The organism is Paenibacillus phyllosphaerae, from assembly GCF_014192105.1.
GTDB classification, from domain to species: domain Bacteria; phylum Bacillota; class Bacilli; order Paenibacillales; family Paenibacillaceae; genus Paenibacillus_Z; species Paenibacillus_Z phyllosphaerae.
This window is the reverse complement of sequence record NZ_JACHXK010000008.1, coordinates 39,558-64,336: the sequence shown is the minus strand read 5'-3', so window position 1 is coordinate 64,336 and position 24,779 is coordinate 39,558. Positions and strand designations below refer to the sequence as shown.

At 56.1% G+C, this 24,779-nt stretch carries 16 protein-coding genes and 1 pseudogene; 3 read left to right on the top strand and 14 right to left on the bottom strand.

Going from position 1 to position 24,779, the window contains the following annotated elements:
• Positions 1 to 178 precede the first annotated feature (178 nt).
• From FHS18_RS18035 to FHS18_RS18020, 4 genes are all read right to left on the bottom strand, one after another.
• Positions 179 to 2,527 (bottom strand): helix-turn-helix domain-containing protein, encoded by a 2,349-nt coding sequence (locus FHS18_RS18035; RefSeq protein WP_183601492.1) that lies wholly within the window; start codon positions 2,525 to 2,527, stop codon positions 179 to 181.
• Positions 2,528 to 2,864: 337 nt separating this feature from the next.
• Complete coding sequence (locus tag FHS18_RS18030) at positions 2,865 to 4,490, bottom strand: extracellular solute-binding protein (protein WP_246427744.1); 1,626 nt, start codon at positions 4,488 to 4,490, stop codon at positions 2,865 to 2,867.
• 124 nt (positions 4,491 to 4,614) lie between these two features.
• The gene (locus tag FHS18_RS18025) at positions 4,615 to 5,499 is read right to left on the bottom strand and encodes a carbohydrate ABC transporter permease (protein WP_183601491.1); all 885 of its coding nucleotides are present in this window, start codon (positions 5,497 to 5,499) and stop codon (positions 4,615 to 4,617) included.
• 15 nt (positions 5,500 to 5,514) lie between these two features.
• A complete protein-coding gene (locus tag FHS18_RS18020) occupies positions 5,515 to 6,477 on the bottom strand; it encodes an ABC transporter permease (RefSeq protein ID WP_183601490.1) in 963 nt (320 codons plus the stop codon).
• 244 nt (positions 6,478 to 6,721) lie between these two features.
• Here FHS18_RS18020 and FHS18_RS18015 point away from each other — a divergent pair.
• Positions 6,722 to 8,394 (top strand): annotated as a pseudogene (locus FHS18_RS18015) (beta-galactosidase).
• Here the strand turns inward: FHS18_RS18015 and FHS18_RS18010 are convergent.
• The 9 genes from FHS18_RS18010 to FHS18_RS17970 all read right to left on the bottom strand — a co-directional run bounded on the left by FHS18_RS18010 (position 8,345) and on the right by FHS18_RS17970 (position 21,012).
• Positions 8,345 to 9,247, bottom strand: a complete 903-nt coding sequence (locus FHS18_RS18010) for a glycoside hydrolase family 43 protein (protein ID WP_183601489.1) — start codon at positions 9,245 to 9,247, stop codon at positions 8,345 to 8,347. The pseudogene FHS18_RS18015 and the gene FHS18_RS18010 sit on opposite strands and share 50 nt — an antisense overlap.
• A gap of 33 nt (positions 9,248 to 9,280) precedes the next feature.
• On the bottom strand, positions 9,281 to 10,924 hold the full coding sequence (locus FHS18_RS18005) for an MGH1-like glycoside hydrolase domain-containing protein (RefSeq protein WP_183601488.1): 1,644 nt from the start codon (positions 10,922 to 10,924) through the stop codon (positions 9,281 to 9,283).
• Between the two features lie 422 nt (positions 10,925 to 11,346).
• Positions 11,347 to 12,732 carry an ABC transporter substrate-binding protein gene (locus FHS18_RS18000; RefSeq protein WP_183601487.1) on the bottom strand — a complete coding sequence of 462 codons (1,386 nt, stop codon included), beginning with the start codon at positions 12,730 to 12,732 and terminating at the stop codon, positions 11,347 to 11,349.
• A 54-nt stretch (positions 12,733 to 12,786) separates the two neighbouring features.
• Positions 12,787 to 13,626 carry a carbohydrate ABC transporter permease gene (locus tag FHS18_RS17995; RefSeq protein WP_183601486.1) on the bottom strand — a complete coding sequence of 280 codons (840 nt, stop codon included), beginning with the start codon at positions 13,624 to 13,626 and terminating at the stop codon, positions 12,787 to 12,789.
• A gap of 6 nt (positions 13,627 to 13,632) precedes the next feature.
• Positions 13,633 to 14,538, bottom strand: coding sequence for a carbohydrate ABC transporter permease (locus tag FHS18_RS17990; protein ID WP_183601485.1), 906 nt, complete (start codon positions 14,536 to 14,538; stop codon positions 13,633 to 13,635).
• Positions 14,539 to 14,615: 77 nt separating this feature from the next.
• Entirely contained in the window at positions 14,616 to 16,229 is a 1,614-nt protein-coding gene (locus tag FHS18_RS17985) for a response regulator (RefSeq protein WP_183601484.1), read from the bottom strand.
• A complete protein-coding gene (locus tag FHS18_RS17980) occupies positions 16,204 to 18,021 on the bottom strand; it encodes a sensor histidine kinase (protein ID WP_183601483.1) in 1,818 nt (605 codons plus the stop codon). The genes FHS18_RS17985 and FHS18_RS17980 overlap by 26 nt, the downstream gene beginning before the upstream one ends.
• 209 nt (positions 18,022 to 18,230) lie before the next feature.
• Complete coding sequence (locus FHS18_RS17975) at positions 18,231 to 20,198, bottom strand: methyl-accepting chemotaxis protein (RefSeq protein ID WP_221401375.1); 1,968 nt, start codon at positions 20,196 to 20,198, stop codon at positions 18,231 to 18,233.
• Positions 20,199 to 20,406: 208 nt separating this feature from the next.
• Positions 20,407 to 21,012, bottom strand: coding sequence for a GNAT family N-acetyltransferase (locus tag FHS18_RS17970; protein WP_183601481.1), 606 nt, complete (start codon positions 21,010 to 21,012; stop codon positions 20,407 to 20,409).
• A gap of 223 nt (positions 21,013 to 21,235) precedes the next feature.
• Here FHS18_RS17970 and FHS18_RS17965 point away from each other — a divergent pair, with 223 nt between their 5' ends.
• Both FHS18_RS17965 and fhuB read left to right on the top strand, forming a co-directional pair.
• The gene (locus FHS18_RS17965) at positions 21,236 to 22,285 is read left to right on the top strand and encodes an ABC transporter substrate-binding protein (protein ID WP_183601480.1); all 1,050 of its coding nucleotides are present in this window, start codon (positions 21,236 to 21,238) and stop codon (positions 22,283 to 22,285) included.
• Positions 22,282 to 24,384, top strand: coding sequence for a Fe(3+)-hydroxamate ABC transporter permease FhuB (gene fhuB, locus FHS18_RS17960; protein WP_183601479.1), 2,103 nt, complete (start codon positions 22,282 to 22,284; stop codon positions 24,382 to 24,384). The genes FHS18_RS17965 and fhuB overlap by 4 nt, the downstream gene beginning before the upstream one ends.
• Before the next feature lie 69 nt (positions 24,385 to 24,453).
• On the opposite strand, the gene FHS18_RS17955 is transcribed toward fhuB, so the two are convergent.
• A complete protein-coding gene (locus tag FHS18_RS17955; protein WP_183601478.1) occupies positions 24,454 to 24,732 on the bottom strand; it encodes a hypothetical protein in 279 nt (92 codons plus the stop codon).
• Between the last annotated feature and the right edge of the window lie 47 nt (positions 24,733 to 24,779).

Here is a 24,779-nt window from a genome sequence, read left to right as displayed (position 1 = left end):
ACCTAATGGCCTCATTGTACGAGCGGGCGAGGTTGCGCTCAATGAGACATTTTTGCAATTGTTAAGCACATCGCGCTTCGTACATTTTTGCGCCGATTGCACTTTATTGCAGGGGTTATCTGGAGGCTCATCTTACCGGTTGAGCCGCGATCCGGCCGGGTTTTCCAAAGAAACAACTTCACACGCTTCGGCTCATCTCCCGATAACGGCTTGGCGTCGTGCCTTCGAGCTTCTTGAAGATTCGGTTGAAGTAGCTGTGCTGATAGCCGACTTGTTCGGCGACATCGTTAATGCGAAGTTCGGAATCGCGCAGCAGCTCCTTCGCACGTTCCATGCGCAGCTCGGTCAAATAGTCGATGAAGTTGGTGCCGGTGACCTGTTTGAACGAACGGCTGAGGTAGAACGGATTCGTCCCGATCCGATCGGCGCAGCTATCGAGGGAAATATCCTTCATATAGTGCTCGCCCATGTATTGCCGCGCCTCTTCAATCAATTGCTTAACGGCATTGCCGGACCGGCCGGCCAACTCCCGTTGGAACGGCTGCAGCACCTTCTCTTCGAACCAGTTCAACATGCGCGAAGACTCGCGGATTTGAGACAGCTGTTCGTACAGATTGTTGCCTTTGTACAATCGGTTCGGATCGATCCCCGCAGCCATAATGGCGTGACGGACGCCGCTGAGCAGATCGAGCATACCCTGCTGAACGGCATTTTCCTTCGCGCCGCCCATTGACAACGATTCCAGGAAAGCGCGCAGCAGCTCATGGGTATCCGCTTCCCGGCCGGTTCGAAGCGCGGCTAACAGCTCGCGCTCCAGCGCCGATGGATATTGCAGCGAGGTCGGTTCGTGGTCATGGAATTCCGCCTGAGCCAGCGCAATGAACTGATTCTTGTTCTCGCAGTTCCTGTAACCCGCCGCCTGCTTCACCGCCTCGAATGCATGCGGAATGTCGCTGACCCGGTCTACCAGCTTACTGACGGCGATCGTTACGTTCATCTTCAGATAATGATTGATCGTCTCGGCCAACTCCGAGCAGAACGACTGCAATGCCTCGGAAGAATCCTCGCTCTCCGGTAAAGTCACCAGCAAGCCGGCGGCCAGATCATGAAAATTGATCGCATTGGCTTGCTCGAACCGGACGGAGGCCAGCTCTTCGATCATATTGACGGCAGCGAAAGTGAGCAGCCCTTCGTCGCCGGACTTGAACTTGCCCTCCAGGCTTGCAATCCCGGTCAACTGGACATAGAGCACGACGAACCTGCGGCCGGCCACGTTCCACTTGTAGCCCTCCATCCGCTTAATAAGGTCCGCTTCGGAATAAGCGTACAGGTAGCCTTGAAGCAGCTGGTGCAGGAAGCTCTCCTTCACATGCGGAAGCTGCTCGGTCAGTTTGCTCTGAAGCTCGCGGCTCTCCCGATTCAAGTGATGCCAATGTTTCTCGATCAACTGGAATTCGTCGTCATAGCCGTCTTGGATCACGCCCCCTTCGGATAGCGCGCTGACCAGCCTCCGGATCGGCGAATACATGCTGCGGGAAGCAAGCCAAGCCAGCAGCGCGGCGAGCAGCAGCGCGCTTACGCTGACGGCGAAGACAAGCTTGGAGATAAACAGGACCGGCGAGGTGATGGAAGTGATCGGCGACGCGGAAACATACGACCACCGATCCGCGATCCGGTCGAAGGCGCCATAAGACACGGTGTAGGTCGTCCCTTGCCAATCGTAGAAGAACGAGCCCGCTTCGTCGCTTCGCGCCTCGATCCGGGATTTCAACCCCAACAGGAACGGATCGGTCCGCTTCCCCTCGCCAGCAGATACATTGATCTCGCCGTTCTCCTCGATCATGAAGGTAACGCCCTCGTTATAAGGCGTCATCGTTCGCAGCATATTGCCTACTTTATCGCCGTCTAGCCGGACGATTAGCGCCCCGAACGGCTTCATGCTTCCGCCGGGCAGCAGATGGACGAGCGTCAGATCTTCCGTCCCCAGTTGCTTCGGATCGAATGCCCGCTTGGTCCAATACGTAGATTGGTCCGTGTTCAGCAACTCCTCGTAGACCGATAGTTGCTCCCGCGACGCAAGGCGCGAATATTCAGGCGCGAACGCGACCGGCGCCTGTCCGCCGACGAATAGCTCCACGCGCTTCACCATCGTGCTCGAACCTTGCATGAGGAGCAGCGTATTCGTAATATCGCGCGACACTTCGAAATCCCGTTCGAAGTCTTTTTCATATAAGCTATAATTGAAGGTCGAATCGAATGCCCAGTGCGACAGCATCAGCTCCAAATTCGTGAATTGCTCGTCGATGTTGGAGACACGCTGTTCGATTTGGTTGTGGTGGAGCTGCAGCAGCTCGCTCTCCATTCGCCCCCCGGCGATTCCATAGATCAACGCGCCGATAATCATACCCGGTATGGCCGAGACGATCAGGAACAGAATAAGGCTTCTTCTGTAGAATCTCCCTTTGCTCGCCGGTAATTTGGATAGGAGGCGGTTCACCGAATCGCGAACCTGGATCGGATACAGCATGCGAATTCACCAGCCAATTCGTCAGAGTGGGTGCATCGACGCGTGCGGATCTTGCGCGGCAATGACGGACTTTCTTTGTGTAAGCGCATCCATAAATGGGTATGGGAAAAGGCCTTGTTCAATGCTCTTGCCTTCATGAGAAGCATAGCTCGGCAGGAATGAATGAACAAGACCTATTTGTAAAACGGTTCCAATGCGTCATTTTACATCGCAAGAACTACGATCGGGCAATATTCGACACGAGACGCAGCGAAGTTGCCAGCGTGCATATGCCCGCGCGTTACTCCATCGCATGGTTGCAATAAGCGTCAATGAACGCGATGCGATGTTCGCCCTCTTACTTCTGGCTAGCCGCGTATAGCTCGTTCATCTCGGCGATCAGCTCATCGCCGCCGCTCTTCTTCCAGGCCTCGATCGCCTCCTGGAAACCGGCTTCGTCAATCTTGCCGACGATATATTTGATTCGCGCGTCGTTGATCATGTTATCGAGCTGAGCGCCTTTCTGCGAATAGACCGTGGAGATGAACGGTTCAGCCGGATTCGACACGATCGTCTTCTCGTTCTCTTTCATCAGCTCCGTCTGCTTGATCCGAAGCGGCGTCTGTTTCACTTTCAGCGACCGGTCCTCCGGCATGAAAGTCAGCATCTGGTTGAGGCCTTCCACCTCGGATTCGAGCAGCACCGTGTCCTTCGACGGCTCGATCGCCTCGCCGCTCTTCGTATAATGTTTCCCTTCGATCCCGAAACCTGCAAGCGTTTGCATTTCTGGCTCGTTCATTTGATCGATGAAGGCCAATACCCGCTTGAGTTCATCTTCGGATTTGACCGTCGATTTCGGAACGGCCAGCATGCCGGCGAATCCCGAAGTCGGCAGCGTGTGCAATTGCCCGTCGGTCCCGTTCACGGCGCCGATGACGTCCATGAAGTGGATATCCGGTTGGTCCGTGCCCGCCTTGACCAGAGCGGCATGGATCTTGTCGTCGATGCGTGCGGCGTTATCCACGACGTCGACGATGACGCCCGCGTTCCCGTTCACGATCGGGTCGGTCCACTTGGCGCTGTCCATGACGGCGAAGTCCGAGTTGATCAGCTTCTCCTCGTACAATTTGCGCATGAACTTCAATGCTTCCATATATTCGCTCGTCAGGTGCTCCGGCACAAGCTTGCCGTCCCGCACGCCCCACTTGTTCGGCGATCCGAACCACAGCTTCATAATGTCGAAGCCGCTGGCCCATTGCCCGGTCCATTTGACCAATACCATGCCGTACGTATCGTCCTTGCCGTTCTTGTCGGGATCCTTCTCCTTGAACGCTTTCAACATATTGTAGAATTCATCGATCGTCGTCGGCGTGGAGAGCCCTACGTTCGCGAGCCAATCTTGGCGGAAAATAACGCCGTTGCGGCCCAGCGCCCTTCCCCGGTAAAGGCCATAGTTCTTGCCGTCTACGGAAGAGTTGGTGAGAATGACCGGATTCGCCCCGCCCAAATTCGTATAATCCTTGAGGTAAGGTCCCAGTTCCCAGAACGCGCCCGACTTGGCCGCATTGACGAAGCTTGGCGACTTCACGTCCGGTACGTACATGATCGCCGGAAGTTTGCCGGATGCAAGCGTAATATTGAATTTGTCCGTATAGGAGGCATTCGGCACCCATTCGAAATGGATGTTCGCGTTCGTCCGTTTCTCGATCTCCGCCGCGACCGGCGAGTCGTCCTTGGGATAATTCGTCTTGAAGATCGGCAGCATGATGCTGATATCGAGCGGCTTCTGTTCGGTCGTTGCTGCTCCATTATCGGCGTTGCTGCCCTCTGCTGCATTCGTGCCCGTATTGGTATTCGCGTTCGCGAGCGTGTTGCCGCCGTTGGCCCCATTATTGTTCTGCGCACAACCAGCCATCGTTACCGCGAGCGTACCTGCCAGCAATGCCGGCACCAAGGCCTTGCGAACTTTCTTCTTCCCACTCATCACGGATAACCTCCCTATTAGATGTTCTATCACAAACGTAAACCTGCTGCCAACCACGTTCCACGCATAGGAAGCAGCTCGGGAATTACCTCAGCCGCACTTGCGGACGGGCACGAATGCCCTTTTATCCTTTCACGGAACCGATCAGCACGCCTTTTGCAAAATATTTCTGCAAGAACGGATAGACGAGCATGATCGGAACCGTACCGACGACGATGACCGCCATCTTCACCGACTGCTCCGGCGGCTTCACGAAATTCGGATCCATCGAGGCGAGATCGCCCGCTGCCGCCTGGGACAACAGCACGATCTGGCGGAGCATCACCTGAAGCGGCCATTTGGCCGGATCGTTCAGATAGATGAGCGACGCGAAGAAATCGTTCCAATGCGAGACCGCGTAGAAAAGCGCGAACGTGGCCAGTACCGGCTTCGACAGCGGCAGTACGATTTTCCACAGAATGCCGATATCTGTGCAGCCGTCGATCCTCGCCGCCTCCTCCAGCTCCATGGGCAGTTCCTGGAAGAAGTTCTTGATGATGATCAGATTAAAGGCGTTGATCGCCCCCGGAAGCATTAGCGCCCAATAGGAATCCAGCATGCCAAGCTCGCGGATGACCAGGTAAGTCGGAATCAGCCCGCCGCTGAACACCATCGTGACGACGATCATATTAAGCATCAGATTGCGTCCCATCAGCCCCCGTCTGGCAAGCGGATAAGCCATCGTGCACGTGAACAGCAGATTGATCAGCGTCCCGCATACGGTAACGAAGACCGACACCCCGATGCTCTTCAGAATGGTATCCGTCGAGAAAATGAATCGGTAAGCGCCGAGCGTGAACGTCTCCGGGATGATGAACACCGACCGCTCGGTCAGCTCGGCGTCGGAGGCGAACGATCCGGCGATGACATAGAGGAACGGGAAGATCGCGGCGATTGCCGCTATGCCCAGCAAGATATAGTTCGCCGCATCGAAGATCGTACCGGATACCGTTCGGTGTTGTCGGGACATGGTGACCCCTCCTCTCTAATAAATGCCTGTCTGGCCGAATCGCTTGGCCAAGTGATTCGTGCCGAGTACGAGAATGACGCCGACGACCGCCTTGAATAGGCCGACCGCCGTGCTGTAGCTGAACGCCCCTTGCGTAATGCCCATCATGTACACGTAAGTATCGAATACTTCGGCGACCTCCCGGTTCAACGGGTTCAGCATGAGATAGATTTGCTCGAAACCGTTATCGAGAACATGTCCCATCCGGAGGATCAAGAGGATGACGATCGTGCTACGGATCGCGGGCAGCGTAATATGCCATAGCTTGCGCCATCTCCCAGCGCCGTCTACGGTCGCTGCCTCGTACTGCTCGACATCGACGCCGGCGAGCGCGGCCAGGAAGAGAATCGTGCCGAAGCCGCATTCCTTCCAGATCGTCTGCAGGATAATGAGCGGACGGAACCATTCGGTGCTGGAGAGGAAATCGATTTTGTCACCGGTATACTTCAGCAGCAGCTCGTTGACGATCCCGCCTTCGGTCGTGAGGAACACGTACGTCAAGCTCGCCACGATGACCATCGAGATGAAATGCGGTACGTAGATCATCGTCTGGATGACCCGTTTGTAGAATGCGAGCCGCACCTCGTTCAGCAGCAAGGCCAGAATGATCGGCGCCGGGAAGAAGAACACCAGGTTGTAAAGCGACAGGATCAGGGTATTGCGCAGCAGCATCGTAAACTCCGGGTTGTCGAAGAACAGCCGGAAGTGCTCGAAGCCGACCCATTCGCTCTTCCAGAACCCGACGAACGGCTGGTAATTCTTGAATGCCAGCAGCGCCCCCCACATCGGTACGTATTTGAACACGATAAAATAGAGCAAACCGGGGAGCAGGAGCACGTACATCCATTTGTCCCTTCTTAGCCGGCTGAGCATATGACGGCTACGATTGACGCGAGAGAGCTGCTTGACCGACGGGGTCGCAGCCGATACCTGCTTCATCTTGGATCACCTCCGCTAGTTGATCGCCGCTAGAGCGTTGTAGCCTCAGTATGCGAGGTCGAACCGTTTGCGGGCAATGAGACATTCTTGAATCAGCGGCCCTGTTCGGCCCGGTGCAAGAAAGTGCAAGACAGGTCAAAACAGTCCAAATCGACGCCACTATGTGGCAATAAAGTCCGATTGCAGGCCATATGTAAGCCCCTTACAGTGGGAAAGACGAGACATTCAAGGAGGAGGTTCGCCAGTGCAAAAGCTATACCATGGAGCGGCATTCTACCCCGAGCTGTGGGAGGAGGCCGTCGTTAGGGAAGATATTCGGGCAATGAAGGAAGCGGGGATTAACGTCGTACGGATGGGGGAATTCGCCTGGTCCGTCATGGAGCCGGAGCCGGAACGCTATGAGCTGGGATTGTTCGTTCAGGTGATCGGGTGGCTGCATGAGCAAGGCATCGAGACGGTGATGTGCACCCCGACGCCCACTCCCCCGATCTGGTATTCGCATGGCCATCCGGAGCGCATGCACGTCGATGAACGCGGAACGGTCATGAGCCATGGCGCCAGGCAGCATGCCTGCACGAACCATCCGGAGTTTCGGCTACGAGCCGCCAAAATAACGGAGCAGCTGGCGATGACGCTCGGTCGACTGCCTGGCGTGACGCATTGGCAGTTGGATAACGAATTCAAGGCACATGTGGGGGCCTGCCTGTGCGCCGTCTGCAAGGAACAGTGGCACGCTTGGCTCGAGCAGCGATACGGAAATATTCAGCAGTTGAATGAGGCATGGGGGACGCATATATGGAGCCAAGCCTATCGGACTTTCGAGCAAGTCCCTCAGCCTGCGGCCACCCCGTTCCTGCATAACGCTTCGCTGCAGACAATGTACCGGATGTTCGCGATGGAGCGGATTGCGGAGTTCGCGGATCAGCAGGCGGCGATCATCCGGAAGTATACGGATGCGCCGATCACGCACAACAGCAGCGTCGCATTCGGCGTTGATAATGAACGGCTGTTCCGCAATCTGGATTTTGCCTCCTATGACACGTACGCCTCCATGGAGAATGCGCCCATCACCTACTCCGACCGGGCCAAAGCTTTCCTGCAGACCGAGCCGCTGCGCAAACTGAACTATCGCGGACTGACGACGTCGTTCTATAGCCGGCTGCTCCATATGGGGATACACCGGGATCTAATTCCTGAAGGCGGTACGCTTGACGTGACGGGCTTAAGCTGCTGCTCACTCCGTATCTTCCTTATGTATCGGACGACTTTCTGGAACGTGCTGCTGCGTTCGCCCATCAAGGCGGAATCTGGGTTGCCGGGCCGCTTACGGGCGGAAGAACCGAGCATCACACGGTTCATACATCTGCAGCGCTCGGGGAGCTGGAACGTCTGGCCGGCGTCCGTACCGTCCACTCGTATCCGATGGATGGAACCGGGGCTGTCGGAGAAGCCTTCGGCATGGAAGCGCCGCTAGCCATGTGGGGGAATTTGTTCGAAGCGGTGGAAGCCAAGGGGATCGGTCATGTACGCGGGGGATTAACGCCAGGTCTGGCATTCTTAACCGAACGGTCGTATGGCAAGGGAGCCATTGTCATGCTCGGGGCAATGCCAGCTGGCGACGAAGGCGAACTGCTGCTGAGGCACGTAGTAGACCATTACGCTGAGGCTGCCGGCGTCACGATGCGGACCGATGTATCGGAAGGGACGATCGTCGCCCCTCGCCGATACGGCAATGACTTGCTGTGGGTGATCGTGAATATGAACGGCCGAGGCGGTACCGTCACGCTCCCCACAACTGGCAATGATCTGCTGACAGGTGCACGATTGGATCGCGGCCCGATCTCCGTAGAGCCGTTCGGCTACCGGGTCATTCAGCTTCTGTCAGTACAACAATACGTCCGTCGCGTTCTTCGATAGGAAGGAAGATCGGCCGTTCGTCCGGCGTCCGGTTCGGCGTGTGAATGGTGAGCATAAGACCGCCTTCATAGGTTCGGAAAATCATCCCGTGTCCGCCGTCACGCCGGAACAACGGCTTCTCTTCTTGCTGCCACGGACCTTGGACCGAACCCGATGCGGAAGATGCAATGCCAAGCGCGTACTTGTTGTCGATGAAGCTGGCCCACAGCATATACAGCTTGCCGGAAGCGCCGCGGAACAAGTAAGGTCCGTCGGTCACGTAGTTCGCCTGATCCGGATAGCGCGGGGAAACGTAAGGCGTAGCCCATGCAGCCTCGGAAGCGCGGAACAGCAGCTGCGGCTCCCCATCGGCGTATTTCAGATCGAGGCTTAGGCGTACTGCGCATATTTCCCCGTCCCCCACCTGCTGCCACTCATGGCAGAACACCATCCACGGCTGCCCGGTCTGGTCGATATGAAGCGTTCCGTCAAGCGAACTCCATTCCTTTGGCGTGACGGGACCGTCGCTATGCGGGGCATAAGGTCCCAGCGGATCGTCGGCGGCGAGCACCGCCGTGCCTAACAGCCCGTTATCTTTGCGGCGGAATGTCGCGAACATATAATAGCGTCCCCCATCCTCATAGACTTCCGGCGCCCAGAAATTCTGCTCGGCGAAGAAGTCCCCGGGCGGGCGAAAGACCGGATGCGGTCCCTCCCATGCGTGCAGATCCCGGCTTACATAAGCATCGAATCCGGTTCCTTTGCCCCATATATTCGCGTCCGTGCTGCCGAACAGATAATAAAGCTTTTCTCCGCTGCGTTCCAGCGGTAGTACGAACGGGTCGCGAATTTGAATATCGGCGGTGCTTGGCATATGCCCAACTCCTTTTTTTTGGCAGAATGATGATCAATACGTCGGATAGACGAGCCCAATATCGCGCTTGGTGCGCAAGTTCCCATCCTCATAAGCAAGCAGCTCGTTCGCCTTGACGTTGAACGCCAGCTCCGTCCCCCGATAGTGTAGCGTGCCTTGCACCGTACGCGTGCTCAGCCCGAGAACTCCTTTCAGCTCACCTTTGCGATCGGTGATGATCCTAACCCCGGACGGGAATCGCATCCAGCTCTCGCCCTCGCGCACAATCTCGCTGCCTTCCGGCAAGTTGACCAGCTCATACGTCGCACCGTCAACGGTTCTGGCATATGCGGTATGGCTGGCGATCTCCTCGCCATGGTCAAAATCGTACGGCGTCAGTCCGCCGAACCACAGCTCGCCTTCCGGCGTCGGCATAATGCCGCACAGCCGCTCGACATAATCGAGCACGCACAGGATCGCCGGCGAGTATGATTCCGTATATCCCTCTTCGCCCGTCCAAGGACTTAAGACTTGCCCGAAACGTTCCATGTTGGCCATCGCGGCCAAGATCGGGAACATGATCCACGTAAGCTCCACATGTCTGCCGTGATGCTCGAAGGCGTGCGGCGTGCGGATCAGGCTCAGGAAGTTGGTCGCGCCGCCCCAGGTGTTATAGCTGGAGAACGGATCGAACCGCGGATCGTCCATGGCCATCGAAGTGAACGGATACTTGGCAAAAAACTTGCGCGTGTTCAGCAAATACTTCTCGAGCATCGTATCGAAGAATGCCCGGTCGCCGACCTCGCAAGCCATAACGCGGAGCAGCACGTCCGACTGGACGCGGACGAATCGGTCCTGGCGGTCTCGGTCATAGAAGAAATGGTCTTCGTCGTCAAAGCATTGCGCATACAAGCTTTGCAGGCTTCGCTCTGCCTTTGCCTGCCACTCCTCGCCGTTTACGCCCAGCGCTTCGGCTATCTTGGCTAAGTAGAGGCGTTGGCAGTAGACGTTCGCGGTCAAATCCGGCGCGACGAATGGCAGGATCGGCGAATCCGGATATACTTGCGCCGGATCCCCCAGATGAGGCGTGTCCGGCACATGCCAGAAACGCGGCGATAGATCATGCCCGGTATCGAACGTACAGAACGCTTCGACGCCTCCCGTCCCTCGCGTGTCCCGATAATCGGCAAGCCACTGATCGTGACGGCTCATCGCCGCATACATGGCTGGTAAGAAATCTCCATCATGCCCATGAAGCGAAGCGTGGTTCCATACGCAGCGGGCTAGCGGCGTAACCATCTGAATCTGGCGGAACACGGGACCGTTCGGGGTTACCTTGTACGGCATCAGCCCGTCCTCGCGCTGATGCTTCGCGAAAGCGCGATAAGTCGACGCCGACACGGACGGGATGAAGCGCGATAGCAGTTCGGCGTTAATCGTCCCGGTGCTCTCCATCCAGTAGCCGAGGTAGACGCCGCCCTCATGCAGGATCGGCTCCGGGCCGCCTGTCGGTACAATGCAGTCGAGTAATTTGCCCAGCGCGTTATAGTAGACGGCCTCCAGCCGGCCCGTGGACGCGAACTTTACGCCGGATTGTTCAAATTCGGAGAGGACAGCAGTATCAGATTCCTTCTTCAGTGGGCCGATCTTGTTGGCCGTGTCCGCTTTTCGGAGCTTATCGAGTAAATGATCTCTCATCAAAGAGTAGCCTCCTTCTATTTCGCCTCCCCCACCCCTCCATCGGAGGGGATGCAAGGGCCACGGCCCTCTGCACACCCGTAAACGGCGTGACTCGTGACGCGGCCGGCTTCGATGTGTCCTTTCGACGGTGGCCCGCATTTGTTCCAGCAAATCGGTCGCTAATAGACCAATTTGCTGTAAGAACAAAGCTCTTGGTTCGAACTTCGTTCGCAACGTTTTGCCTTGGGGAGGAGACCTGCTGGTTCATGCGAAATGCCCATCAGCGTGCCAATCCTCGCTTGCGTCCGCTTGCGCGGACCCGCATTTACTTTCCAACACAAAACAGCTACATCCCAGCTACATCCCTACAACACCAAAGGCAGGCCTTCGGCCTGCCCCTAGCCCGCTAACTGGCCGTTGGCCAAATAGCGTAAGTGCGATTATTTGTTGCTGTCGAAAATTTTGACCGTTCCGCTGTAGAAATCGGTTACCGCTTGCTCGACTTTTTTGCGGCCGAAGCCGATTTCTTGGACCGTTGTTTCTGCAAGCTTCGAGAATTCGGAGAAGCCTGGCAGATTGTAGCTGACGGCGAACGGTTCGGCTTCCGCTTGTTTGGAGACTCGGCTCGTGTAGTCGTAGATCAGGCTGTCGACTTCGTTCGCTTCGCCTTCGAGCAGCGTTCGGTTGGCCGCCGTGACCGGCACGCCGCGATCGTTGCCGAGGATTTTGGCCGCATCCGGATCGTTGATCCAGAAGCTCATGAGACGCGCGACTTCGGCCGGATGCTCGGTCTTCGCATAGCCGGACATGCCTTGGCTGGATTCGAACACGACGCCGGTTCCTTTCGGGCCGCGCGGCACCTGCACCATCGTCAGCTTATCTTGCGTCAGTCCTTGCATGGCCGTCAGCTGGTTGGAAGCGGCCAGCGTCATCGCGACTTTGCCCGTGATGAGCAGCGATTTGCCCGTATCGGTCGGCGGATTCGACACTTGGAGCTCCGGCGTAACGACGCCGCCTGCTTCCGAGGTCTGCTGCCAGTAGTCGAACCATGGGCGGATGTCCGCTTCCGCGAAGCCCAGCTGATTATTGGCCATGTCGTATAGTTGCTTGCCTTTCTGCTTCAGATAGATATCGAAACCGTCGACGGTGAAGTTATACGTGCCGTAGAAACCTTTGCCCAGTTTATCGGCAATCTGCTTGCTGATCGCCGCATAATCGTCCCATGTCCAACCATCCTGCGGAACCGGGATGCCCGCTTTCTCGAACATCGTCGTATTGATCAGAATGCCTCTGGCGTTGGCGCCAGCCGAGATATGCTGCAGCTTGCCGTCGAGGGTGCCGTATTCGATCATCGCCTTGTCCATATCCTTCAGGTCGAGCTCCTTATCGACATAAGGGCTGAGATCGAGCAGGACGCTTTTCTTCGCATAATCGACCACGTTGCCGCCGAGGAAGAACACGTCCGGCGCCGTCCCGGAGGCCAGCTGCGTATTAAGCTTGTCAAAATAACCCGAGCTCGGCGCGAACTCGCCGATCACCTTAATGTCGGGGTTCTTCTGCATGAAGATTTTCAGCGCTTCGTTCGTCCGGTCGGCGCGGGCTTGATCGCCCCACCACATGACGCGCAGCTCGACTTGTTCGCCCGAAGAATCATTTCCACCGGCAACCGGTTCGGTGTTCGTCGTGCCGCTGTTCGTCGCACCGGTATTCGTCGATCCGCCATTCGTTGCTTCTCCGCCAGCCGGCCCGCCGCCCGTGCCTCCCGAACAAGCTGTCGTCACTGCCATTAGAGCCGTAAGCGTCAAAGCCAACATCGATTTTTTCATATCGCTGCTCTCCCCTTGTATGGACGTAGTAGTGTTAACCGCTTACATCGTTTCTTACTTCAAGCCTGTCGTCGCGATCCCCTCGAGGAAATACCGTTGGAAGATAAGGAAGATCGCCGTGATCGGCAGGAGCGACAAAGCCGACATCGCCAGCAGCGCGCCCCAATCGGATTGTCCCGAAGGGTCAAACAAAGAACGGATGCCCAGCTGAACGGTGAACAACCGGATATCGCTTAAGTAGATCATTTGGCTGAAGAAATCGTCCCATGACCAGATGAACGTGAAGATGGCTGTCGTAATGAGCGCCGGCACGAGCAACGGCAGCATGATGCGCCAATAAATTTGCCGCGAGTTGCACCCGTCGATCGTTGCGCTCTCATCCAGCTCCCGCGGAATGCCGCGGATGAACTGCACCATGAGCAGGATGAAGAAGGAATCATGCGCCAGCCACTTAGGCAGGATGAGCGGGAAATACGTGTTAATCCACTGGAACTCGTTGTAGATCATGTACTGCGGTACGAGCGTTACGTGATAAGGCAGCATGATCGTCACCAGCATGAGCGCGAACCACAGTTTCTTGAACCGGAATTCAAGCCGTCCGAAGGCAAAAGCCGCCAATGAACAGGTGATGACATTGCCGAGCACGCTCATGACCGAGATCAGCGCCGAGTTCATGAAGAACTTGCCGAACGATACGCCATTAAGCCCCCGCCAACCGTTGATGTAGTTGTCGAGCGTGAACTTCGCCGGCCACAGACTCGTATCGGTGAAGATCATCGTATTCGGCTTGAAGGAGCTGGCGATCAGCCAGAGCACCGGATAGAGCATGCCGATGCCGATCGTGATGATGAAGAGATGTCTGCCGAATCGGGACAGGTTGCGTTTCATCGCCATGACCCTCTACCTCCCTTCCTTGCCGTCGCCGTAGAACACCCAATATTTCGAGGTGACGAACACGATGGCGGTGAAGATGGCGATGATGATGAGCATGATCCAAGCGAGCGCGGAGGCGTAGCCCATATCGAAATACGAGAAGCCCTTCAAATACAGGTACAGCGTGTAGAACATCGTTGCGTCGAGCGGTCCGCCCCGTCCGTCCCCGATCATGAATGCCGGCGTGAACGCCTGGAACGAATTGATGATGCTCATGATCAGATTGAAGAAGATAACCGGCGATAAGAGCGGCAGCGTGATGCGGAAGAATTGCCGAACCTTGCCTGCGCCGTCTACTTCGGATGCTTCATACAGATCGGCGGGAATTTGCTTCAGGCCCGCCAGGAAGATGACCATCGCCGAGCCGAACTGCCACACCGACAACGTCACGATCGTGTAGACGACATAATCGGGATGGGAAATCCACGACGGTCCTTCTATGCCGATGCGGGCGAGCAGTTGGTTGACTACCCCCGTCCCCTCGAACAGCTGCCGCCAGACGATCGCAATCGCGACGCTGCCTCCCAAGAGAGACGGCAAGTAGTATACGGTACGGTAGATGCCGAGCGCCCGAATGCCCTTGTTCAGCGCCATCGCGACGCCAAGCGCGAAGATCAGCCGCAGCGGCACCGACAGGAACACGTAGGTGAACGTAACGGCGAGCGACCTCGTGAACGTGCTGTCCTCGGTGAAAATGGTGACGTAGTTGTCGAACCCGATCCAGCTGGGTGGACTAAGCAGGTTGAATTTGGTCAGCGACAGGTACAAGGAACCGAGCATCGGACCGAGCGTCAAGGCAAAAAAGCCGATCAGCCAAGGCAATAAGAACGTATAGGCGGTCAGGTTGTCCGAAGCTCCCGGCAGCTTGCGCATGGGGCATCACGCCTCCTTTTCTCGTGTGCGGTAGTGGTATATGTGTAGCATACCGCCGGAGGCGCCTGACCTGAATGCTATTTCTTCGGCTCTTCGCTATCGATTTTTTCAGGTCGCTGCTGCCGGTACTCCGAAGGGCTCATCCCGTACACCTTCTTGAATTTGGAGCTGAAATAGCTCGCATTGGAGAAACCGGTCAATTCGGCGATATCCCAGAGACTTAGCTGCGTCTCCTCCAGCAGACGTGTCGCTTGCCGCATCCGAATATCGGTTACGTATTGGATGAACGTCTTTCCGGCCTTCGCCTTGAACAGCTCGGAGAAGTAGGAAGGATGATAGTTAAACCGTTCGGCGATCATCGTCAAATTGAGGTCGAACATGTAGTTGTCGTCGATATACTGCTGCACGGCTTCAATGAGCGACGACTCGCCGCGCTCCTCCGTCGCTTGTTGGCGCTCCGTCAGGCGAATCGTGATCTGCACGAGGAACCCGCGGGCTTTGGCGACCGAATCCAGCCCTAGCACCTTCTCGGGTCGAAGCCATAGCTGTTCGCCACCGCTTAGCGGCACATGAGCTGCGTGTGCAAGCGCTTCAAGCATCAGATACAGCTGGAAAATGACTTTGACGAACCGGGACCTCGAGATCTTCAGCGCTTCTTCCAGTTCACGGCTTAATAAGGTTTCAAAAGAAGGAATATCCCCGCGCTGCGCATAATTGCGAAGCACCTTCACCGCATCCTCGGACAGCGCGGCTTGTCCTTCCGCCGCTCCCCGGGCGGCTTCATGCATCCCGCGGTCCGCCAGATTCCACGTCAGCAGCGACGACATATAGCCTTCGCCCCATTGCTGCAAGCCAATAACCGAATGGCCGATGCCGATGAACGGCTCCATGCCGAGATAGGCCGATACATTCGTTTTCAGCGAATCGGTTAATGACGCGAGCTGCTTATCGTTTAGCGTCGATGCGATGTGCACCAGTCCCGGGTAGCTCGGATCGCGGAACATGCAGGCCGAATCTTCGCAAGCGCTCAAGCTCTCGCCGCAGATCAGCTCGAACGGAAGGCGCAGCTGATCCGGCGTCCGCTCCATCGCAGACGTTCCTTGCGCGAGTATACGGTCGCGCAGCCCCGTCGTTAAGAACCGAACGGCGCGCGCGTCCCAATCGCCGAGCTGGAACAGTTTCGCCCGCTCGAGTCGTTCCCGTGCATGGACGAGATTCTCTTTCACCAGTTGAAGGATGAACTGCTCCTTCATCTCCTTGTAATATTGCGACAGCCGCCACTGGATGGCGGCAGCTTCGTTCTGCTGCGCCCTTTCGTCGTCGAGCTCTTTGCGCAGCCGGGTCAGCGCCTCCGAAAGCTCGTCTCTGGCAACCGGCTTCAACAGGAAATCCCGGGCCTGATGGCGAACCGCAGCCTTCGCGTATCGGATATCTTCATAGCCGGTTATGACGAGCAGCCGAAGCTCCGGGTACCGCTCTTGGCAAGACTCCAATAAGGAGACGCCGTTCATGAGCGGCATATTCATGTCCGTAATGACGATATCGAACGGCTCGTCCGCGAGCATCGCCATCGCTTCCGCGCCGTTGCCCGCTTCCCCCGCTATCGTAAGGCCAAGGCTCTCCCAATTGACTTTGAGCTGCAGTCCTTGCCGGATTTCCGGCTCGTCATCCACGATCAATACTCGGTACATTCGCATGCTCCTCCCTAATCGGCAATATCAGTTCTATAACGGTGCCTTCGCCGAGCGCAGATACGATTCGCAGATCGAACAGCTCGCCATAGTACAGCTTGCAACGGGCAAGCACGTTCCCAAGGCCGATTTCGCGGCTGCGGCTCGTCAGCATCTGATCGAGCTGCGCATAGGCGGACTGGTCCTTCAGCTTGCGCAGCATTTCGTCCGGGATACCCGGACCATAATCGGCGACCGACAGCCGGAGCCGGTCGTTATCGCGCTTAATGCGGATCTGCACGCTGGCCTCCGGCGATTGCCGGAAGCTGTATTTGACCGCATTCTCGATTAACGGTTGAAGAATGAACTTGATAATCATCACCCGCTCCAGCCCTTCGTCGGTCTCCAACGCAACCTGCAGTTTGTCGCCGAAGCGAACTTCCAGGATCGACAGATAATCCTTCACATAAGCAAGCTCTTCCTTGAGACGAATTACGTCGTCGCTGATCCGCAGCGAGAAACGAAGCATTTTGCCCAGGGATTCGATCACGTCGACCGTGTCGTCCGTTCGCTTTTGCATCGCAAGGGAACTCATCAGCTCCAGCGTATTGAACAGAAAATGCGGGTTGATCTGCATCAGCAGCGCCTTATATTCCGCCTGTTGCCGCAACAGCTTCAGCTCGAATTCGGTCTGGATATGGCTGCGCAGCTGGCCGACCATGTTGCGGAACGTCATCGTAACGAAGCTGACCTCGCTGCGTACGTTGCGCACAACCGGAATCCGCTCCTCCGCGCCCGCAAAATCGCCTCGTTGCACATGACGCATCGCCGACACCAAGCGAGTGAGCGGCCGCGTAATGCCGTGCGACAGCCAGATCGCAATGAAAACGGATACAAGAAATAATAGGATGGCGAACGTGACGATGCTGTTGCGCAGCTTGTACAGTTTGCCGTACAGGTCCGCTTCGCTGACGAACCCGACTAGGATCCAGTCGGTACGACCGAATTTTTTGTACACCACGATGTCGCTGCCCTTCTCTTGGCCCGCAGTATATTCCACCCCTTGCTTCTGCCTTGCGGCGCTTAGCTTCGTGACGAGGTCGGATTTGTCCGCATGCTGGGCGTACTCCGTCTGGGACAAAATGGGGCCGAGCAGTTCATTCAGGAGGAAAATCGTGCCGCTCTCCCCCAGATGAATCCGGTTCAGCGGATCGAGCAGATACGCCGAGCTAATGTTGACCTTCATTACCGTCTTGGACAGCCCCGGCTCGAATTGGCCGATCGGCATGAGCAGGCTGATGACCGGCTTGTTGTAATATTGCTGCGAATACGGGTCAAGGTGGGCCGGTACCCACCGTACGCTTCGCTCCTTGAAGTCCTGGTACCACGCCTCTTCCTTGAAGGAGGGATCGAATGCGACCTCGTTGTTCATCCCGATCCGCAGGCCGTCTTCCCGGTAGATGAAGACGGAGGACACGATCGAATAATTGTTCGTCGTCTGGGTCAGGAATCGGCTGAATGTAATGTTCGCGAGGCTTTTCTCCCCGGCCGACAGGCTCGGATCCGCCATTGCGAGCTCCCAACGATGCGTCAGATCGCTGTTGAAGACGAGCGATGAGAAATCGTACATTTGCGACTGCGCCATGTCGATGAACGAGCCGTACTCGTCCATTTTCTCCAAGGCCGACGACTCGACATAGGAGCGAATAATCGAGCGGGATTCTTGGAACAGCAGCAGCGTCATCACGCCGAACGACAGGACGAATAAGAGAACGAATGCGGTGATGAGACGGCTTTTGAGCGAATACAGCATGGAAGACACTCCTTTGTCGGTGCTGCAGATGCGAAGGCTATTGGGTGCTGATGTAACTATTCGGCGTTAACCGTCATGGCAGATAAACAAAAGACACAGCGCATTTCTGCCTGTGTCCCTTATTGTAAGCGCGTGTTTACAAGAAAAGCTATACCGATCTTGCTTGCAAATATCTGGTAATCATCTAAAGCTCTCTCCGCGACAGCGACTTATCGAACCTTAAACTTGCTGAGCAGCTCAAGCAATTCGCCTGCCGTTTCGGCCAGTTGATTGACGGAGCCGTTTATTTCCGAGATCGACGCAAGCTGCTCTTCGGATACGGTTCCGATCGTTTCGAAATTTTCCGAAGACTCATGGGCGACCTTGTAATTGGTTTCAATCGTACCTTTTACTTGCTTGGCATGTTCATTCAACACTTCGGATGAAGAAGAAATGCTCTCGATCGAGACTGCCACATCCCGCACGGACTCGACGATATGCCCGAAGAGGTCTCCGACTTCCCTCGCGCGGTTCATGCCGGTCACCACTTCGCCCGTCCCCTTTGCCATGCTTTGGACCGCGGATAACGTGTCCGCTTGAATTTCGTTGATGAGTCGCGTTATCTGCCCGGCCGAATCCGTGGATTGTTCAGCAAGTTTGCGCACCTCGTCCGCCACGACGGCAAAACCTCTTCCATGCTCTCCGGCACGGGCCGCTTCGATCGATGCATTCAAGGCAAGGAGGTTCGTTTGCGACGCAATCGACGTGATCAGCGACGTAATGTTCCCGATTTCCTCCGAGCGATCGCCGAGTTTCTTGATTATCGCCGCCGAATCGTTGACGGTATCCTGAATCAATGTCATCTGTTCGGACAATTGGCATACAATCTCATTGCCTTTGGTCGCTTCTTCCGAAGTACGATCGGAAATTCGGGAGGTCGATGCGGTTGTAGCCGCAATTTGGGCAATGCTAGTACTAATGCCGCCGACGGAGTTCAAGTTGTGGTCATAACCTTCCAGTTGATTCTGCAACCCTTGAACGGAATCTTGGATCGAAGCCGTTACCACTTCGGCCGAAGCGGACATTTGCCCGACATTCGTTTGCAGGGTCAAAGTCGATTGCGTCACGGAATTCCCTTTTTCCAATACCGTCTTAATCAGCTCCTGCAGATTCGACAGCATCGAGTTGAAATTAGCCGATAAGGCCCCGACTTCATCATTCGTCTCGATCGGCAAGCGGGTCGTCAGATCGCCTTCGTTCGACGATAGGCTTCTCAACCGATCAGTCACCGCGGTAAGCGGCTTTAATAGGCGGCGAATCAATGCATAATTGATGATTGCGGCAATAATTAACGAAATGACGGTAATCGCGATTAAGAATTTCAACAGGGCGTTTGCATCGGCATAGGCTTCGCTTTTCGGTACCGTTATCATAATGCCCCAATCCATTGAGCTAGCCTTCCCGTAAACGACGATATTGTTTACGCCGTTGATTACGGCCTCCGTAATTCCGGTTTTTCCGCTGGTGCTGTCTTGTACCACTTGATTTAAGGTATCGTTTTGTAAATCTGCGATTTTCGAATGTAAGGTATCCTCCGGATTTTGCCCGGCGACTATCGTACCCTCCTTCGTAAATACGGTCGCATGTCCAGTCTCGCCTAATTTCACTTTGGAGATGAGATCGATTAACTCGTTGATCGGCTGGCCGCCGTTGCTTACGCCAATAATATGCCCCTCCGCATCCTTGACTGGCGTTGCGGTCAGCACAATCGGCGTTCCTTCTACGCCAGGCGAGCTGGAACCGACAGGATCTACCGTCACGGTCTCCCCCTTAACGGCTTGTTGAAAATGGGCGTACGACGACACATCGACCGTTGCGCCCGGCAGGTATAGCGTACCTTTGGCATCAATGAAAGCGAATTCATCCGGATTCTGGTTCATCTCGCTCAACCGCGTGCTGTAGGCCATGATCTTCTCGATATCGCCGGCCTTCATTTCATCCGCTTCCGCCAAAGCCTTGTAAACGGAACGATTGCCGTCGATCCATATATCGATATAATTTTTGACGTTCGTAAGCTGCTGGTCCGCTTGCTGCTGAAAGTTGCGCTCCAACGAATCTTTGGCCTTGTCATAGCCCAAGAAAGAAACCGAACCTAACGCGATTGCCATTAACCCCGTAACGATTAAACTACTCTTCATGGAGAGCTTCATGCATTATCACCTTTCATTATTCGAATCAAGCCAGTTTTCCATGCTACCTGTAATGATATCATTCGCGATGCCCTATATCATTGGGAGTTGTTGGCCGCGCGCAAACGCAAAAAAAACCAGCGGCCAAAGCGGCCGCCGGCTTGAGAGCGTCTCGTAAATAGGTCTGATTCTGTATCCGGGAGCGACAACAGTAAGCTTATCGGTACGTCTTGCGCAGCAATCCATCGAGGCTATCCTGCACAGCCGGCCACTCGTTGTCAAGAATAGCATAAATCACGACGTCGTGAATGCTGCCATCGGGTTTCACTCTCGCCCGGCGAAGGACGCCTTCCTTCACCGCCCCGATCCGTTCCACCGCACGCTGGGAGCGGATATTGAAGTGGCTCACCGAGAATTGTACGCGCTGCACATTCAGCTGCTCGAAGCAGTAGGCTAGCAGCAGCCGCTTGCATTCGGTATTCACTTTCGTCCGCCAGACGGCGGGCGACAGCCAGGAATAGCCGACTTCCGCAATGCGGTGCGTCCGATTCATCTCCGCAATCCTCGTCGTTCCGACAATTCGGCCGCTCTTCTTGTCAATCACCGCAAACGGCAGCTGGGTGCCATTCGCTCTCGCTTGCAGCGCCTCGTCGACAAGCGCCTCAGCTTGGGCGAGTTCCGTAACCTTCCGCCAAGTAAACTCCCAAATCGCTTCATTATTTAGAAGGCTTGCCAGCTGGGATTTATGACCCGGCTCCAGCAGTTCCAGTTCGATCGATTCCCCTTCCAGCTTCAATCCTTCATTATTCCCAGTTCCATTCATGATGTCAGGCCGCCTTTCGTCCTCTTTTCACTTATCATAACGGATGTCAGACAGGCCGCATAATGGATTTATTGCAAAAGCGATATCATCCAGTTTTTTCTTTACTAATCATTGACAATATCATTGAGAACGATTATCATAAGCTTCGGTTGCAGTGAGAATGATTATCATCTTTTTATTAGACGTAACCGACTATGATAACGAGATTAGGGGGAACAAAACTATGTCACGCTTAAGAAAGTCATCGCTCTTCATCGTCTGTGCCGTATTGCTTGTCTTGGTAGCCGCTTGCGGTAACAACGGGAATACTTCTTCCAACTCCGCGAATAACGCCGCCGAGACCAACTCCGCTACTACCGAAACCGCGAATAATGCTGCGGACAGCGAAGCTGCTGCAGACGAATCGCGCACGATCAAACATGCCCTCGGCGAATTGCCGATTACCGGAACGCCTCAGAAAATCGTCGTGCTTGAATGGACCTATGCGGAGGATCTGCTATCGCTTGGCGTTCAACCATCCGGCGTTGCCGATATCGAGAATATGAAGAAATGGGTGTCGCTGCCTGCTGAATTATCCGCGGACGTTACGGACGTAGGCACGCGCCAGGAGCCAAACCTTGAAACGATCGCGGCGCTTGAGCCGGATCTGATCATCGGGGTGAAATTCCGTCATGAAGCGACTTACGATCAGCTGAACGCGATCGCGCCGACGGTTCTGTTCGATCCGTACCCTGCTGAGGGTCAAGGCGACCAATATCAAGAGATGATCGCAACATTCAAGACGATCGCTGACGTTACCGGCAAAACGGCCGAAGCCGAAGCGGTGCTCGCCGATCTTCAGAAAACGTATGACGACGGGAAAGCGAAACTTGCCGCAGCCGGCAAGGAAGGCGCTTCGATCATCCTGACCATGCCATGGGTGGATCAGAATGCCGTAACGTTCCGCGTCTCTACCGATAACGCGCTTGCGATTAGCGTATTGGGTCAGCTCGGTCTGAAGAATGCCTTCCAACCGAAACAGTTTGAAGTATACGGCTACTCCGAAGGCGGCGTTGAACTGCTGCAGCAAGTACCTGACGCGAATTACCTGAATATCACGCAAGAAGACAACGTAATCGAAGTATTGTCGAAGAACAGTGTCTGGACCGGCCTCAACTTCGTCAAAGAAAACCGGCTGTACCCGCTCGGCGGAGACACATGGCCATATGGCGGCCCTAACTCCGCCAAATTGCTGGCAGAGCGCGCGGTTAACGTGCTCACTGGCGCACAATGAAACTGGCTGAGGAACGGGTAACCGCTCCCTCTCCATCGAACGATCCAGCCCGTCGCGCTACCCGTGCGAGGGGCTGGATGCCGTTTATGATGTTCGCCGGTGGGAGCTTGCTGCTGATCGTCCTGGCCTTCTTCAGCTTGACGCAAGGTTTATCCGCATTATCGCCCGCAACGGTGATCGATGCTTTATTCTCGCCCAAGGATCTGCCGGAGCATCGCGCCATTAACGGCGTTCGGCTCCCTCGAACCGTCATGGGGCTGCTATCCGGCGCCGCTCTTGCCGTAGCCGGCGCGCTGATGCAATCGGTCACGCGCAATCCGCTCGCGTCCGAGACGACGCTAGGCGTTAACGCGGGCGCATTCCTGGTCGTAGTCGTCGGAACGATCTTCTGGCCGGGCATGCTGAATCAATTCACGTTCCTGTTCGCCGTTGCCGGAGGGGCAGCTGCGGCGATTGCCGTATTCGCCATGGGCGGCGGCCGCAAAGGCACCCCGATACGGATCGCGCTGTCGGGCATGATCGTGACGCTTGTCCTGTCCTCTGTGACGAGCGCGCTTATGATGCTGTTCGAGCAAGACACGCAAGGTCTGTTCGTCTGGGGCTCCGGCAGCCTGAATCAGAACGATTGGAGCGGCGTCCAGTTCGTCTGGCCTTGGGTGTTGGGCGGGATCGCCGCTGTCATGTTCACCGTGCGCCACCTTGATCTGCTGGCCTTCGGAGAGGAGAGCGCCCAGTCGCTCGGCCAGCATGTAGGTCGTACGCGCATGTTCGCTATGGCAATCAGCATCATCCTAGCATGCGTAAGCGTAAGCGTCGTCGGACCGATCGGCTTCATCGGATTGTTAGCGCCGCATATCGTCAAGCTATCCGGTATGAAGCGTCACGCGATGCTGCTGCCGATTAGCGCGGTATGGGGATCGGCCCTTCTGGTCGGCGCCGATACGGTCGCGCGCGGTTTCTCGGCGAGCGCGATCGGCGAGCTGCCCGCAGGCGCCGTGACGGCATTCATCGGAGCGCCATGGATCATCTGGCTTGCGCTCCGCGCTTCCCGCCATTCGGCATCCTCTTCTCCGCTCGAAGGCCGAACGTCAATGAATGTCGGCGCAACGGGCAGCAGGCTGCCTTTCGTACCGGTCGTTATTGTCAGCACCTTGATGCTCGTGACGATCAGCATCACCGCGTTAATGAGCGGAACGCTGCATCTGTCCGCCAGCGAAGTGATCGCAACCTTAATCGGCAACGGGTCGCAACTGCACGAGAAAATCCTGCTCGATCTCCGCTTGCCGAGATTGCTAACGGCAGCCGTCGTCGGCATGATACTGGCGGCGAGCGGGACGCTGATGCAAAGCGCGGTCCGCAATCCGCTGGCCGACCCGCAGATCGTCGGCGTGGCAAGCGGTTCCGGCGTCGGCGCCATGCTGCTCTTGATCGCTTTCCCGCAGCTGTCCGCGGGTTGGGTGCCGGTCGGCGCTTTCGTCGGCGGCATCGCGGCTGCAGCCATCGTCTATACCGCTGCATGGCGTAGAGGCCTCAATCCGACCGTGCTAACGCTCGTCGGCATCGCGGTTGCCGCTTCCGGTACGGCGCTGATCAATATACTCGTCGTCTATGCCCAGCTGACCTTAGCGCCTGCCTTGACCTGGTTGGCCGGCAGCACCTATGCCCGCGGATGGCCGGAATTTATGCAGACCCTTCCCGTCGCCATCGTGCTGCTGCCTCTGGCATGGTGGCTCGGCCGCAAGGTAGATCTATTGTCCTTCCAGGACGAGAGCTCGATCGGTCTCGGCCTTCCCGTTCGCCGAACCAGGCTGCTCGTTACGCTGCTCGCTGTCGTGCTCGCCTCTTCGGCGATGGCGGCCGTCGGTTCCGTCGGCTTCATCGGGCTGCTTGCCCCGCATGCCGCGCGCATGCTAACGGGTTCGAATCATAGACGGCTATTCATCGTATCGTCCTTATTCGGCGCCATCCTGCTCGTATCGGCAGATTGGATCGGGCGAATCATGCTATCGCCGCGAGAGATTCCGTCAGGCATCGTCGTTGCGCTGATCGGCGCTCCGTATCTGATCTTCCTGATGTACAAAACGCGTACAGCGAAATGAAAGACAAAAAACAACCGAGCAGGGCTAACATGCCTGCTCGGTTGTTCGTTTTTCGTCAAGATAGTCCGCCTACAAGTCCTCTTTCTTCACCGGCTTCGTATAACTGACCTTGCCTCCGAATGTGATGAACACCTTGCCGCCTTTGTTGAAGGTCAGCTTGCGCTCGGTGCCGTTATTGTAGAGCAGCGTCACGTAGGCGCCATCCCTGAACGCTTGATAGACTAGGCAACCGCCGCGGAGCGAGATGGACAGATTCCAGCCTCCCTTGAAATCGGCATTGCCGATCCGTTTCAGGAAAGAAGGTCCTTCTTCCAGCTTGCCGTGCCTCGGAATAAACGGCATCTTCATCCTAAGCCCCCGCCTTCTAAATGAACGTCATGCCATATCCTATTCAG

What these genes read in the sequence shown, in the direction of transcription:
- FHS18_RS18035 (WP_183601492.1), bottom strand. Translation starts at nt 2,527, where the DNA reads ATGCTGTATCCGATCCAGGTTCGCGATTCGGTGAACCGCCTCCTATCC.
- FHS18_RS18030 (WP_246427744.1), bottom strand. Translation starts at nt 4,490, where the DNA reads ATGAGTGGGAAGAAGAAAGTTCGCAAGGCCTTGGTGCCGGCATTGCTG.
- FHS18_RS18025 (WP_183601491.1), bottom strand. Translation starts at nt 5,499, where the DNA reads ATGTCCCGACAACACCGAACGGTATCCGGTACGATCTTCGATGCGGCG.
- FHS18_RS18020 (WP_183601490.1), bottom strand. Translation starts at nt 6,477, where the DNA reads ATGAAGCAGGTATCGGCTGCGACCCCGTCGGTCAAGCAGCTCTCTCGC.
- FHS18_RS18010 (WP_183601489.1), bottom strand. Translation starts at nt 9,247, where the DNA reads ATGCCAAGCACCGCCGATATTCAAATTCGCGACCCGTTCGTACTACCG.
- FHS18_RS18005 (WP_183601488.1), bottom strand. Translation starts at nt 10,924, where the DNA reads ATGAGAGATCATTTACTCGATAAGCTCCGAAAAGCGGACACGGCCAAC.
- FHS18_RS18000 (WP_183601487.1), bottom strand. Translation starts at nt 12,732, where the DNA reads ATGAAAAAATCGATGTTGGCTTTGACGCTTACGGCTCTAATGGCAGTG.
- FHS18_RS17995 (WP_183601486.1), bottom strand. Translation starts at nt 13,626, where the DNA reads ATGGCGATGAAACGCAACCTGTCCCGATTCGGCAGACATCTCTTCATC.
- FHS18_RS17990 (WP_183601485.1), bottom strand. Translation starts at nt 14,538, where the DNA reads ATGCGCAAGCTGCCGGGAGCTTCGGACAACCTGACCGCCTATACGTTC.
- FHS18_RS17985 (WP_183601484.1), bottom strand. Translation starts at nt 16,229, where the DNA reads ATGTACCGAGTATTGATCGTGGATGACGAGCCGGAAATCCGGCAAGGA.
- FHS18_RS17980 (WP_183601483.1), bottom strand. Translation starts at nt 18,021, where the DNA reads ATGCTGTATTCGCTCAAAAGCCGTCTCATCACCGCATTCGTTCTCTTA.
- FHS18_RS17975 (WP_221401375.1), bottom strand. Translation starts at nt 20,198, where the DNA reads ATGAAGAGTAGTTTAATCGTTACGGGGTTAATGGCAATCGCGTTAGGT.
- FHS18_RS17970 (WP_183601481.1), bottom strand. Translation starts at nt 21,012, where the DNA reads ATGAATGGAACTGGGAATAATGAAGGATTGAAGCTGGAAGGGGAATCG.
- FHS18_RS17965 (WP_183601480.1), top strand. Translation starts at nt 21,236, where the DNA reads ATGTCACGCTTAAGAAAGTCATCGCTCTTCATCGTCTGTGCCGTATTG.
- fhuB (WP_183601479.1), top strand. Translation starts at nt 22,282, where the DNA reads ATGAAACTGGCTGAGGAACGGGTAACCGCTCCCTCTCCATCGAACGAT.
- FHS18_RS17955 (WP_183601478.1), bottom strand. Translation starts at nt 24,732, where the DNA reads ATGAAGATGCCGTTTATTCCGAGGCACGGCAAGCTGGAAGAAGGACCT.